The following is a 13,775-nucleotide window of genomic DNA, read 5'->3' as shown; positions in this document are numbered from 1 at the left end:
TATTTTTAATGATATTTACTGAGTAAGAAAACGAAAAAAGGAATGCCCATTATGTATGAGTCATTCCTTTTTTATAGATTAACTTGCCTGTTTTTTATGACTTTCTTTTAATTTCTCTGCCTGTAAAAAGCGATTCGTTTCTGCGACAACAATACCACTTAACCCAATAAGACCAATTAAGTTTGGAATCGCCATAAGTCCATTTGCAATATCAGCGAATGTCCATACGATGCCTAGTTTTAAATTAGCTCCAATAGCAATCATGACGATAAAGATTGCTTTATAATATTTAACAGCACTTTCTCCAAATAAATAAGCCACGCATTTCTCTCCGTAATACGACCATCCTAAAATAGTAGAGTAGGCGAATAATATAATTGCGATACCGAGAATCATACTACCAGCAGTGCCAAATACAGATTGGAACGCTAGTGTTGTAGCTTCAACGCCAGTTTTACCTGATTTCCATGCACCTGTAGTAATTAATACAAGTCCTGTAATTGTACATACAATAAACGTATCTAGAAAAGTACCAGTCATAGAAACTAAAGCTTGCTTTGCAGGCGAATCAGTTTTGGCAGCCGCCGCGGCAATAGGGGCACTCCCTAAACCAGCCTCGTTCGCAAATACACCGCGCGCCATTCCAATTTGAATAGCTGATGCAACTGTTGCTCCGATAAAACCACCAGCAGCTGCAGTACCAGTAAATGCACCAGAAAAAATAAGTGAAAATGCTTCTGGAATTTGATCGTAGTGATAGAAAATAATAATAAGACCAGCAATGATATAAAAGAAAGCTTTAATAGGAACGATATATCCTGTCACTTTCCCGATTTTTTTAACTCCGCCTAAAATAACAATAGCGATTAAAAACGACATTAATATACCAGTTAGAGCAGGAGGGAAAGAGAAATTAATCCGCATTGCCTCTGCAACTGAGTTAGATTGCACCATATTACCGATACCGAAAGAAGCAGTTGTACCGAATATGGCGAATAAAACAGCAAGCCATTTCTTACCTAAACCACGTTCTAAATAGTACATTGGTCCACCCGAATATTCGCCATTTTCATTACTAACACGGTATTTCACCGCAAGAATTGCTTCGGCATACTTTGTTGCCATCCCGAATAAAGCAGTAATCCACATCCAAAAGATTGCACCAGGTCCACCAATCGTCACAGCAGTTGCAACACCAGCTATATTTCCCATACCAATCGTTGCCGCCATAGCTGTCATAAGTGCTTGGAAGTGGCTAATATCTCCAGAGGAAGATGTATCTTCTGATTTTTTAAAAGCTAGTTTGTGAGCGTATAATAGTTTACTAAACTGTAAACCTTTTAAACGCACTGTGAGAATGATACCAGTACCAACGAGTAACAACAAAGTTGGTAATCCCCACACATAATGGTTAATTTGTTCTAATGCTTTACCTACTGTCTCCATCTTTATTCTCCTTTTTTAGAAAAAATAAAAACCACTTCAAGTAAATGAAATGGTCTCTGGAGAAACAAGGAATAGAAAAATAAACCGATACAAATCGGCATTTTCTTTCGCTTGTCTCTGTCCTTTTTACCTGAGAGATTATCCGCTAAAATAACGGATTTGCTCCTTCGGCGCTCGTTTTCCTCCGCGCTATATATAAGCGAGAGGGAGTCTCTCCAGAGATTCGTCCCCATGCAGTTCTACTTGTAACCAAGACCTGAGAGTTTCAAAGTTGATTCAGCAACTTTTTGCCCCGTCGGTAGATCAATAGATCTTCTCCTGAATGGTTCATCCGAATTATAAAATTAATAACTTATACGCATTGAATGTGTATAGAATCAATAAAAACATTATAGATATACAATTAGTAAAATGCAATCATTTTTTATTTTAAAATAGTAAAGAATTCTATTTTTTCGAAATTCCTAATTTTTCTTCAACTTCAGATAAAGTTGATAAAGCGATGACAATATGCTGATCCGCAAGTCCTAAAGCATGTCTAGTATTTTCAATTGTTTCATTGGATGGAGTAGAGGTGTTTGCTCCGTCTATAATTAAATCCGCCGTGTTTTTCATAAATTTAGAAGCAGTTCTAAATTCAGTTGTGAAATAAACTAGTTGTTCTTGTATTTGTACTTCCGATATATTTTCTTTAATTTTCAAAGTGTCTATTTCGTTTATAATGTTTTCATATTGTTTGGAAACAGCAGTCATTGTAACTAATAGTTTATCTCTGTCTACTGAATCTCCGCTCGTGTTAATTTCTTCCCAAGCAGGCAACCAATCTTTTTCGATGATGTCATTATAATTATTAGTTAATTCATTAATTTTAGGTTGCAATTTAGTTTTGAATGTTTTTGTATCAATTGTTTCTGCAGTAGTTTTTTCGTTATTATTTTTATCTTTAATTGTGTAGAAAATCGTACTGGCAATGATAAAAATAGCAATAACTACTGTCCATTTATTTAAAAGCCATGTCTTCAAAGTGTAACGCCTCCATTTTAAAAAATCTTATAATTATAATATAAAATAATAATGTTATTGAAGGTAGGTAATATAGGCTAGAATTAATTAAATATATTTTATTTATCTGTACGTAAATAATCAAAATTAGTAAAATGATGAAAGCAATATGTAAGAAAAGAGGGTTTTTAGTGAAACTGAATAGAAGAAAACTAGTTTCAAATATTTCAATGGCTATGTTATTAGTTGGTTTAATTGCATTCATATTTATGAATAAAGAATCTAAAATTAAAGATTTTCCAGTGCCAATGTCAGCAATTCATATTAACGATGATAATGAAGAGGATTATAAATATATAAGTGTAATGCCTATTACAAAGGCAAGTGGATGGGAGAACTTAGGTGAAAACGGGCATACTGTTAGTTTTAAAAAAGGGGAAAGGAAGGTAACGATATTACATTATCCGGGAGAAATTACGTATTATATATTTGAAAAATAATTGATAATAAAAGAGATAGGAAGTGAATGATATTGTAGGATTGTTTACTTCCTATCTCTTTTGATTTTTAATTCTGAATTATTTAAATTATAATTACTATGTGTATAGTATAAAATAATATTTAGTATGGAGATGAGTTGATAATTTGCCAAGTATAAAAAAAATAGGACGTTTTTGTCCTACAGATGATGAAGGGTATATTATAAATGATGCACATATTGACAAAGTGCAACCTATGTTTATGGAGGTAATACAAGAAGTGAAAAATACTTGTTGTGAATTGTTACAGAGTGATTTACACAGTGTTTATATAAGAGGTTCAATTCCAAGAGGGATTGGAATTGAAGGAGTTGCTGATATAGATGTAATTATATTAGTACGAAAGGATCCAAAATTAATAGATCTAAGTTGGCGAAAGAAGCTAGAACATCAAAGTTTACAAAAGTTTAATTGTATATCAGGAGTGGAGTTAAGTTTTTACAGTGAAAAAGAAGTGACCAATCTCAATCGTTTTTCTTTTATAAGCTTTATTATACAGACACATGGTATTTGTATACTAGGTGAAGACGTAAAATTGTCTTTACCTAAATATAAAGTAAGTCAGGAGTTAGCCTATGAACATCTTTTTCAATTGCGGAAACAAATTGGACAAGCTCGTAAAGAGTTAATTCATAATAAAGGCGTGGATGATATAGCGGATAGTTGTCGTTGGGTTATGAGGATAATAATCAGGTCAGGTCTAGCATTGACAATTGAGAGAGAGAAGGACTTTACTCCAGAGACTTATATCCTGCATATGAATTATTTAGTAAGCATTTTCCCGAACAAGAAAAAAATATGAGTAAGGCATTACAATATGTAATTGAGCCGATAAATGATATAAATGAAATTTTATTATCTTTAAGTACGTTTGGTGAATGGCTGATAGAAAGAGCGGCTGATTTTTTGAATACTATAGATAACTAGGATAATATAATTATATTATGTAAATAAAAAGGGATAGAGAGTGAAATTAATGTTAGTGTAGGTGGAAATGTAGAAAGTGTTGCAAATGGGAAATGGAATGTAAGATGAGGGGGAATTAAATATGTTACTAAAAACAATCTACTGTAAAGTAGAAGAGAAAAAGGAATTGTTTTCAAAAGCACAAGAACAATGGTGTGATATAAAGTATTTAGATGGTTTTCATGGACAATTTGGCGGATGGTATGAAGATGAGGCATGTGTATTTACTTTATGGGAAGATAGAAGTGCGTATCAATCATTTATGAATGGTGCTCACGATACAATTTATGTAAATAGTAATCAAGAGGATACGTTTGTTTCATGTGAAATTGAATTATTTCAAACGTTGTATGATGTTACTGATACGCCTTTGAAAGACGTTGTTATAGAAGGATCATTCGTAAGAGTTGCCATATGTGATGTAAAGATCGAAATGGAAAAGCATTTTTTACATAAGCAAGAAACAATTTGGAATAAAGGAATGGAAAATGCAAAAGGGATGTTAGGTAGAGTACTTGGAAAGTCTTTGAAAAATGAAAATCGTTACATCGTGTTAACTTATTGGAAAGATGAAACGGCGCATCGAAATTATGTAGAAGAGATCTTCCCTGAGTTGTATAAACTAGCTAATATTCATGAAGACATAGAAGATATAAGAGGTAAACAAGTTGTATGTAAGGAAGAATGGCTTGTATATTAAGCACAGAAAAAGTGTATAAATGAATGTATAATAAAGATAATTTCTTATAAACAAGAAATTAATAGAAGACGTTATATACCCTTTCATGTTAATATATTTAAGTTATAATAGGAGGCTTACCCTTTTGTATTGTACGGTAGAAGCAGTGTGAGCTTGAAATTTTTTTAGAAAAGGATGTGCCTAATTTGCGTATCAATAAATTTATTAGTGAAGCTGGAAAAGCGTCTCGACGTGGAGCAGATAAATTAATTAATGAGAGAAGAGTAATTATTAACGGTAAGGTTGCAAAAATTGGTGACCAAGTAAATCCAGGTGATGATGTGCGCGTAAATGGAGAGCAACTTCGTATTGCTCGAGATCACGTATATATCGCTTTAAATAAACCAGTAGGTATTACATGTACGAGTGAAAAAGCTGTAAAAGGTAATATTATTGATTTAGTGAATCATCCTTTACGAATTAGTCATATTGGACGTCTCGATAAAGACTCAGACGGTTTAATTTTGTTAACGAATGATGGTGATATTGTTAATGAAATTTTACGTGCTGAAAACAAACATGAGAAAGAATATATCGTTTCAGTAGATAAGCCGATTACGCCTGATTTTCTTGAGCAAATGGCAGCTGGTGTGAAAATTTTAGGAACGAAAACGCTTCCGTGTGAGATTACACAGTTATCAAAATATGAATTCAAAATTATTTTAACACAAGGATTGAATCGCCAAATTCGTCGTATGTGTGAAGCTTTAGGTTATCAAGTATACACGTTAAAACGTACGAGAATTATGAATATTGAGTTGAATAATTTACCGGTTGGACAGTGGAGAGATTTAACGAAGAAAGAGAAGCGACGTCTATTTTCGGACTTAAATTACGAACCACAAGATTGGTAAAATTGAGAAGGGGAAACCAAAAATCTATTTTTGGTTTCTTTTTTATTAAATAAAAAATATTTTTTAACACTTGCAAAAATAAAATGAATAAGATATAGTAAATAACAATAAATGGATGTACTTTTAAAAGCAAAGAAAAGGACACGAGTTATTTTCCCCGGTTATACAGAGAAGGAAGGAAAGCTGAGAACTTCCTAACGCAGAAAAATAACTTACCACCTTAGAGCTGCACTGGGGAAATCAAGTATCTAGTGCCGTGTATGCGACGTTATCGCAAAAGAAGCCATTGCATTTTGTAATGGGAATCTGGGTGGAACCACGGATATAAGCATATTCGTCCCTATTTTAGGGATGGATATGCTTTTTTGTATTCAATTTCATAATAAGCGAAGAAAAGGACACGAGTTATTTTCCCCGGTTATACAGAGAAGGAAGGAAAGCTGAGAACTTCCTAACGCAGAAAAATAACTTACCACCTTAGAGCTGCACTGGGGAAATCAAGTATTCAGTGCCGTGTAAACGACGTTACCGTAAAAGAAGCCATTGCATTTTGTAATGGGAATCTGGGTGGAACCACGGGTAAAAGCACGCTCGTCCCTATTTTAGGGATGAGTGTGCTTTTTATTATGAAATGGAGAGATGAAAAATGAAAGAACAAATGATTGAAATTAAATTTCCAGATGGTAGCGTGAAAGAATTTGTAAAAGGAATTACTTTAGAAGAAATTGCGGGATCCATTAGCAGTAGTTTGAAAAAGAAAGCAGTTGCGGGGAAAGTAAATGATGGGTTATATGATTTACGCCGTAATATTGAAGAAAATGCGGAAGTAGAAATCATTGCTCTAGATTCAAATGAAGGTGTAGAAATTGCTAGACACTCGGCGGCACACATTTTAGCGCAAGCTGTAAAGAGAATGTATAGTAATGTAAACCTTGGTGTAGGACCGGTTATTGAAAATGGTTTTTACTATGATATGGATCTTCCGAGTAGTGTAAACATAGAAGATTTATCGGAAATCGAAAAAGAAATGAAAAAGATTATAAATGAAAATGTAAAAATTGAAGGTGTTGAGGTCTCACGGGAAGAGGCAAAAAAACTGTTTCAAGAAATGAACGATCACCTGAAATTAGAACTGTTAGAAGCAATTCCAAATGGGGAAAGTGTAACACTTTATAAACAAGGTGAATTTGTAGATTTATGTAGAGGACCACATTTACCGTCAACAGGCTATTTGAAAGCTTTCCAATTATCTCACGTTTCAGGTGCATATTGGCGAGGTGATAGTGATAATCAAGTGCTTCAGCGTATATATGGTGTTGCATTCTCATCTCAAAAAGAATTAGAAGAGTATTTGCATTTCGTTGAAGAAGCTGCAAAAAGAAACCATCGTAAGTTAGGCAGTGAGCTTGAGTTATTTATGTTTTCTGAAGAGGCTCCGGGAATGCCGTTTTATTTACCGAAAGGCCAAATTGTTCGTAATGAATTAGAATCATTTTTAAGAGGAATTCAAAAAGAATACAATTACCAAGAAGTACGTACTCCATTCATGATGAACCAAGAAGTATGGGAGAGATCAGGGCACTGGGGACATTATAAAGATAATATGTATTTCTCAGAAGTGGATAATAAAAGTTTTGCATTAAAACCGATGAACTGCCCAGGGCATATGCTGATGTTTAAAAACAAATTGCATTCTTATCGCGAATTACCGATTCGCATGTGTGAATTTGGTCAAGTACATCGCCATGAATTTAGTGGTGCGTTAAACGGATTATTAAGAGTACGTACTTTCTGCCAAGATGATGCACATTTATTTGTAACTCCAGAACAAATTGAAGATGAAATCAAATCCGTAATGGCGCAAATTGATTACGTATATAAAACTTTTGGATTCGAATATGAAGTAGAACTTTCTACTCGTCCAGAAGATTCAATGGGTGATGATAAATTGTGGGAGCAAGCAGAGGCAGCATTAGCAAATGTATTACAATCATTAAATTATAAATATAGACTAAATGAAGGTGACGGTGCATTCTACGGACCGAAAATTGACTTCCATATTAAAGATGCTTTAAATAGAAGTCATCAGTGCGGAACAATTCAGCTAGATTTCCAAATGCCAGAGAAATTTGATTTGAATTATATAGATGAGAAGAATGAAAAGAAAAGACCAGTTGTCATTCACAGGGCAGTATTAGGATCTTTAGACCGCTTCTTAGCAATATTAATTGAGCACTTTGGAGGAGCGTTCCCTGCTTGGGTAGCACCAGTTCAAGTGAAAGTTATTCCAGTATCGAATACAGTCCATGTACAATATGCAGATGAGGTTACAGATAAGTTAGCTCAAGCTGGCATTCGTGTGGAACGTGATGTGCGAGATGAAAAATTAGGATATAAAATAAGAGAAGCACAAATGCAAAAAGTTCCTTATGTTCTTGTTATTGGAGATAAGGAAATGGAGAATGGAGCTGTAAATGTACGTAAATATGGGGAAGAAAAATCAGAAGTTGTTGAACTAGGTGTATTTGTGAAAAGTATAAAAGAGGAAATAAAAAATAAGAAATAGAGAATGATAATAAAATACACCATTAATATGTATTACTGAATTTAAAGTAAATAAAGAAACATAATAAATGATGAAGGGATAGCTTAATCGTTATCCCTTCATCATTTATTGCCATATACTTCATCTCAAACTGTTAAATCATTTTCTGATTGTATATGAATGGCTTCTTGTAAGAGCTTTTGGAGAACTGCAGCAAAAATTGCAATCACGATAGAGCAGAAAATAATGATCAGTCCAATTGGTATAAAACTTGGAGGGTCAATTTTTTTTGCCATAAGATAGTAGAGTGGCATACCTAGCAAGTATATGGTACTAATCGTGAGAGCACAGTATTTTATATTTTTTAAAGCCTTTACTGATAATTCCGAGAACGCTTTGTTCTTATCAATATAGCTTAAAAGTTTAAACGCTTGATACAGAGCGAAGTAAAAAGGTATCGCTGCTACGTACATATCGATTAAAACGAGAGATTTCATATAAGCAATAGCTGGATACAATTCTCCAGCGAAATTCCCGATTTTAGGTATTAAAAATATGCACAATGCAAGTACTACTATACCTATAAAAACAATAGCTAGCTTTAAAAAGAGTGTTGTAACTTGTTTCATAAAAAGCACCTCGTTTTATTTAATGACAACATGATTTTATCATATAATTTATCGTTTTAAAATAAAATTATATTGTTTTTTAATTTATTATTATTGTTATTTATGTATCCTTTTAATATTTAAAAAATAAAATGCTTTTCTCATTACAAAGAAAGTCCCCTTGTGAAATGGTCTGTAATATTTTTTACCTTACAAAAATGTAAGGTAAATGTAAGCGAAATCGAAGGAACGAGTTGTAGAAAAATGAGAATATGAAGTAGGAAATAGGTTCATGTAACCTGTAGGACTCTACTTGAATGAATAATTAAAAAATTCTTAAGGATTCACATGAGAAAAAGATAAGAAATATGTGAGAAATTAAATTTATACAAAAGGGATGGAGTGAAAGAGATGTCAACAAATGTAGTTACTGTAGAAAGTGTAGAAAAAACGTATGGGAAAAGAAATGAGAATCAGTCAAAAGCACTAAGGGGCGTATCATTAAATATTAAGGAAGGGGAATTCGTCGGGATTATGGGTCCTTCTGGATCTGGCAAAACGACTTTACTTAATGTGATTAGTACACTGGATCAAGCGACAGGTGGTAGTGTAACCATAGCTGGTACAAATATTACTTCAATGAAGGGGAATGCATTATCAGATTTTCGATCTCAAAAATTAGGGTTCATTTTTCAAGATTTTAACTTACTTGAGAACTTATCAATTTATGAAAATATCGCTTTACCACTTTCTCTGCAAGGCGTACCTTCAAGTGAGATAACTGGAAAGGTAAATGAGGTTGCGAAGAAATTAGGGATTACTGAAATTTTAACAAAATATCCAACTGCTGTTTCTGGTGGACAAAAGCAAAGAACAGCGGCAGCACGAGCTTTAGTACATAATCCAGCAATTGTATTAGCAGATGAACCGACAGGAGCGCTTGATAGTAAAAATGCAAAAAGTTTATTAGAAGCGATGCAAGATTTACATGAAAATCACAATGTAAGTATTTTGATGGTGACACACGATGCATTTAGTGCGAGTTACTGTGAACGAATATTATTTATCCAAGACGGTCTTCTTTATAAAGAATTAAAGCGTCAAGGAACGCGAGAGAATTTCTATCAAGACATTTTAGGTGTGCTCGCTCATATGGGCTCAGCTGCTGAGTCTAAGTAGGGGGGCGAGACTATGTTATTTAAATTATCACGTCATAGTATGAAAAAGATGTTAAAAGATTATATGGTTTTACTTATTGGTCTCGTTATTAGTATTAGTATCTTTTACATGTTCCAAACGATGGCGATGAATAGTGAATTTACGAAGGATAATAGTCTGATTAGTAGTATTAGACTCGTATTCTGGGTAGGTGCAATACTATTATCTTTCATTACTGTATTTTATATTATATATGCCAATTCTTTCTTACTCACATTAAGAAGAAAAGAACTCGGTATGTACATGATGCTCGGTGCGAAAAAGAAAAAAGTAGCACAGTTATTATTTATTGAAACATTTGGTATGGGTATTGTCAGTATTATTATCGGGATTTTAGTAGGGATGTTACTTGCAAGTGTAGCAGGAAACTTTTTAATGAATGGCATGGAGATTTCAGCAAAAGGTAGTTATTCATCTGTATATACACCAGCAATCTTAGTTACAGCTATATTCTTCTTAATACTATTTTTTATTACTGGTTTAATGAATAGCATTCGATTGTTACGTAAAACAGAACTAGAGTTAATTCGTGAAGATGAAACACTAGATGAAGTAAAGAAAAGTAAAACTCGCATTATTATAATGACCGTACTTGGTATATTACTAGTAAGTATAGGGTACTATTTTATGATCAATGTAAAAATATATGCTGAATTAGGTTTTATTATAGCGACCATCGTTACAACACTTGGAACATATTTTATCTTTAGTTCATTGCTCCCATTTTTTGTGATGAAAATTAAAGGGAATAAAAAACGAAATGAAACGGGCTTAAATAGTTTTACATATGCTCAGCTACGCTTTCGAGTAAATAGTTTATCGAGAGTATTAGGAACTGTAGCGATGTTAATTGCATTAGGTGCAGGGGCAATGACAGCAGGTATGGCATTTCAAAAAAATGTAGGCATTATGACAGATTCCTCACGTGTATATGATGTCGTAATTCATGATCCAAATGATCAAGATACAGCAGCATTAAAGGAAATGGAAATAGTTGAAGAAAGCAAGTATAAGTATAAAGTAGATGGAGAAGCGGTGTATTACTTACGTGACGATTTAACTACGAAACCGCCACTTATTTCCGACCGCTTTGATATGGAAACTTTAAAAGAGCCTGCGCGTAAACGGGTGGCTGAACCTTTAACTGAACCTGTATATTCTGCATTGGAAGCTCCCGAAGCAGCGAATAAGCTTCCTCGTATGCCAAAAGATTGGGAAGATGCGGTTGTAAGAGAAATACAAATTACACATAATCAATTTAACGGAAAGCCTGTAAGAATTGCTGATGAAGAGCATTATAAAGGAATTCAAGGAACAGAACATACTGTAACATTAGCAAAAGTAGATGATATGAAAAAATATAAACCATTATTGATCGAAATAGACAAGAGACAAAAAGAACAAATTGAAAAAACAACAGGTACAAAAGTAGACATATTTACGAAAATGACAATTTATCAGTTAACGAACAGTCTCATGAGTGGAACAATGTTTATGGGGTTTTTCCTCGGAATTGCCTTTCTAGCAATGATGGCAAGTTCGCTTATGTTCAAAATATTAACGGGTGCTTCTCGTGATGTACGCCGTTATGAGATGTTACGAAAAATCGGTGTGAGACGTAGTATGCTGACAAAAAGTATATATAAAGAAATTTCATATTTATTTATCTTCCCAGCAATCATTGGAATTTCCCACGTTTTAGTAGGGCTTAACTTATTCAGCTTCATATTAGTTGACCCGTTTGTAAAAGTGTGGGTGCCAATAGGGATTTTCTTAGTCATTTATTTCATCTATTACTGGATAACTGTCCAATTGTATAAAGGAATGGTAATGCCGAAAGAAGAAGTAGCGAAATAGTTTAAAAAAGAGTCCTTGTTTTGAAAACAAGGACTCTTTTTATTTGTGATACCTTGTGATTTAGTATTGCTATGATTAACGTATTGAAAATTAAGAAAATATTAAAGGTTTATATAGCTGAAAGTTAAGAAATATATGGGATATTAAGAATGTACAAAAAATCAAGATGAAATTGGAAATTGTAATTGTTGTACATTCATATTTTTTGAGGTAGTTTTACAGAACTAAATTGATGTTTTATAAATTTAAAAGAAAGGAAACTACTTATGAAGAAGATAAGAAAATTAATAAAACTTATTGGTGCCATCACTATACTACTATTAATCGTAGCACTAGTATTTCCTACATGGACTTCGCAAATAAAGGGGGAAAATAGTATAAGTACATTAGAGCAAGTAAAGATAAATGGAAGTGGTCATGAAATTATGATACGCGGTAAAGATAAGAACAATCCGGTAATTATTTTTGTACATGGTGGACCAGGTTCTTCAGAAATACCATATGCTCAAAAATATCAAGACTTATTGGAAGAGAAATTTACAGTTGTTAATTATGATCAAAGAGGAAGCGGGAAGTCGTATCATTTCTTTGAAGGTTATTCGAATCTTACATCAGATTTACTTGTAGAGGATTTATTAGCTTTGACAGATTATGTTTCAAAACGTCTTGGTAAAGAAAAAGTAATATTAATTGGCCATTCTTACGGTACATATATTGGAATGCAAGCTGCTAATAAAGCTCCTGAAAAATATGAAGCATATGTTGGGATAGGGCAAATGAGTGATACAGTAGAGGGTGAGATGGATAGTTTAAAGTTTGTTATTGATCAAGCGAAAAATGCAGGAAATGAAGATGAGGTTTCCTATTTAAATGGATTAACTAAAAAAATTAAAAATGGCGATACATACACTCCTCGAAATTATGTTGCGAAATATGGTGGAACATCAAGACTCATTGAAAATCCAGATGGTGATAACATCGGGATGTTACTCAGTAATGAATATAACTTGTTAGATGTAATTCGTTATAACGTTGGATTGTCACATTCTCAAACTGTTTTATTAGAAAAGGATTTAAAGAATCCATTGCCTACTAAGGTGACTAAAATGGAGCTACCGTTTTATTTCCTTATGGGGGAATATGACTATAACACTTCATTTCATGCAGCAAAAACATATTTTAATACTATTGAAGCAGATCAAAAAGAATTTATTACTTTCGAGAAATCAGCTCATTATCCACAATTTGAAGAGAAAGAAAAATTTTACAAATGGATGTGCGATACATTCGTAAAATAAATAAAGTGTATCCGAACTATATAGAATTAAAAAGTTAGCGAGATATATCATTACATGAAGCGAAGTTAAATAAAAAAGACTCTTGTATAGATAACTAGAGTTTTTTTATATTGTTCTTTATACAGAAGGAAAAGATTGGATAACGGTCGGAAAATATAATATAACTTCCGAGAAATGACTAAAATAATACTATTTTGTCGAGAGAAAGGTGGTGAAAACAATGGCTAGAAAGAAAGCGGTGAAAGTATTACGAAAACAAAAGAAAAGAGAAAACATACAACGATTCACTCAGAAACAGAATATTGGACGAGCATGCTTGACTGCAAAAGAATTTCGCTTACTGCAACGCATGTCGCATAGTTCAAAAGCATTGCGAAATGTTGGATTGTATACCATTAAACAAAGTTATTTGAACAACAACAGGATGGCTACTATAAAAGAAGTGGACACAGCCATGCAAGCCGATATGAACTACTGGGGCATGCAATCAAACTCTGTTCAAGCGATTCGTAGAGCTCTATTTACAGAAGTGAAGAGCTTTTTTAAGGCGTTAGAACAGTGGAAGAAAAAACCTGAAACATTCACAGGGCGTCCTAAGTTTCCGAATTATTCTCGTTCCACTGACAAACGAATTATTGAAATCTATCAAGTGCCAAAAGTGGATGAGAACGGATATTGGATCATTCCGATGAATGTGGCATTC

Annotated in this window: 10 protein-coding genes, 2 pseudogenes, 1 riboswitch and 2 other annotated features; of the genes and pseudogenes, 9 read left to right on the top strand and 3 right to left on the bottom strand. The window is 33.4% G+C overall.

Going from position 1 to position 13,775, the window contains the following annotated elements:
• Nucleotides 1-78 precede the first annotated feature (78 nt).
• Nucleotides 79-1,446, bottom strand: coding sequence for an alanine/glycine:cation symporter family protein (locus ACYVEC_RS16720; protein WP_063223363.1), 1,368 nt, complete (start codon nucleotides 1,444-1,446; stop codon nucleotides 79-81).
• Nucleotides 1,447-1,553: 107 nt separating this feature from the next.
• Nucleotides 1,554-1,675: riboswitch (glycine riboswitch) on the bottom strand.
• A 218-nt stretch (nucleotides 1,676-1,893) separates the two neighbouring features.
• On the bottom strand, nucleotides 1,894-2,469 hold the full coding sequence (locus tag ACYVEC_RS16715; RefSeq protein WP_063223362.1) for a hypothetical protein: 576 nt from the start codon (nucleotides 2,467-2,469) through the stop codon (nucleotides 1,894-1,896).
• A 134-nt stretch (nucleotides 2,470-2,603) separates the two neighbouring features.
• Between ACYVEC_RS16715 and ACYVEC_RS16710 the strand changes: the two genes are divergently transcribed.
• The 5 genes and pseudogenes from ACYVEC_RS16710 to thrS all read left to right on the top strand — a co-directional run bounded on the left by ACYVEC_RS16710 (nucleotide 2,604) and on the right by thrS (nucleotide 8,112).
• On the top strand, nucleotides 2,604-2,948 hold the full coding sequence (locus tag ACYVEC_RS16710) for a hypothetical protein (protein WP_063223361.1): 345 nt from the start codon (nucleotides 2,604-2,606) through the stop codon (nucleotides 2,946-2,948).
• Nucleotides 2,949-3,093: 145 nt separating this feature from the next.
• Nucleotides 3,094-3,914 (top strand): annotated as a pseudogene (locus tag ACYVEC_RS16705) (nucleotidyltransferase).
• 121 nt (nucleotides 3,915-4,035) lie between these two features.
• Nucleotides 4,036-4,653: a YdbC family protein gene (locus tag ACYVEC_RS16700; protein WP_063223360.1), complete on the top strand. Its 618-nt coding sequence runs from the start codon at nucleotides 4,036-4,038 to the stop codon at nucleotides 4,651-4,653.
• 185 nt (nucleotides 4,654-4,838) lie between these two features.
• Nucleotides 4,839-5,546, top strand: a complete 708-nt coding sequence (gene rluF, locus ACYVEC_RS16695; RefSeq protein ID WP_063223359.1) for a 23S rRNA pseudouridine(2604) synthase RluF — start codon at nucleotides 4,839-4,841, stop codon at nucleotides 5,544-5,546.
• 123 nt (nucleotides 5,547-5,669) lie between these two features.
• Nucleotides 5,670-5,891, top strand: a binding site (T-box leader).
• 35 nt (nucleotides 5,892-5,926) lie between these two features.
• Nucleotides 5,927-6,148: a binding site (T-box leader), on the top strand.
• 44 nt (nucleotides 6,149-6,192) lie between these two features.
• Entirely contained in the window at nucleotides 6,193-8,112 is a 1,920-nt protein-coding gene (gene thrS, locus ACYVEC_RS16690; protein WP_063223358.1) for a threonine--tRNA ligase, read from the top strand.
• A 125-nt stretch (nucleotides 8,113-8,237) separates the two neighbouring features.
• Here thrS and ACYVEC_RS16685 read toward each other — a convergent pair whose 3' ends face one another.
• Nucleotides 8,238-8,720: a DUF2975 domain-containing protein gene (locus ACYVEC_RS16685; protein ID WP_063223357.1), complete on the bottom strand. Its 483-nt coding sequence runs from the start codon at nucleotides 8,718-8,720 to the stop codon at nucleotides 8,238-8,240.
• A 390-nt stretch (nucleotides 8,721-9,110) separates the two neighbouring features.
• Between ACYVEC_RS16685 and ACYVEC_RS16680 the strand changes: the two genes are divergently transcribed.
• The 4 genes and pseudogenes from ACYVEC_RS16680 to ACYVEC_RS16665 all read left to right on the top strand — a co-directional run.
• On the top strand, nucleotides 9,111-9,878 hold the full coding sequence (locus tag ACYVEC_RS16680; protein ID WP_061679087.1) for an ABC transporter ATP-binding protein: 768 nt from the start codon (nucleotides 9,111-9,113) through the stop codon (nucleotides 9,876-9,878).
• A 12-nt stretch (nucleotides 9,879-9,890) separates the two neighbouring features.
• Nucleotides 9,891-11,774, top strand: coding sequence for an FtsX-like permease family protein (locus ACYVEC_RS16675; RefSeq protein WP_098557439.1), 1,884 nt, complete (start codon nucleotides 9,891-9,893; stop codon nucleotides 11,772-11,774).
• Between the two features lie 266 nt (nucleotides 11,775-12,040).
• Nucleotides 12,041-13,072 carry an alpha/beta hydrolase gene (locus ACYVEC_RS16670; RefSeq protein ID WP_063223355.1) on the top strand — a complete coding sequence of 344 codons (1,032 nt, stop codon included), beginning with the start codon at nucleotides 12,041-12,043 and terminating at the stop codon, nucleotides 13,070-13,072.
• Nucleotides 13,073-13,292: 220 nt separating this feature from the next.
• Nucleotides 13,293-13,775: pseudogene (locus ACYVEC_RS16665) on the top strand (RNA-guided endonuclease TnpB family protein); the annotation flags it as partial.

The sequence above is a fragment of the Bacillus sp. MN7755 genome, from assembly GCF_054771475.1.
Note: the sequence above shows the minus strand (reverse complement) of the source record. Positions and strands in the feature narration are given on the sequence as shown.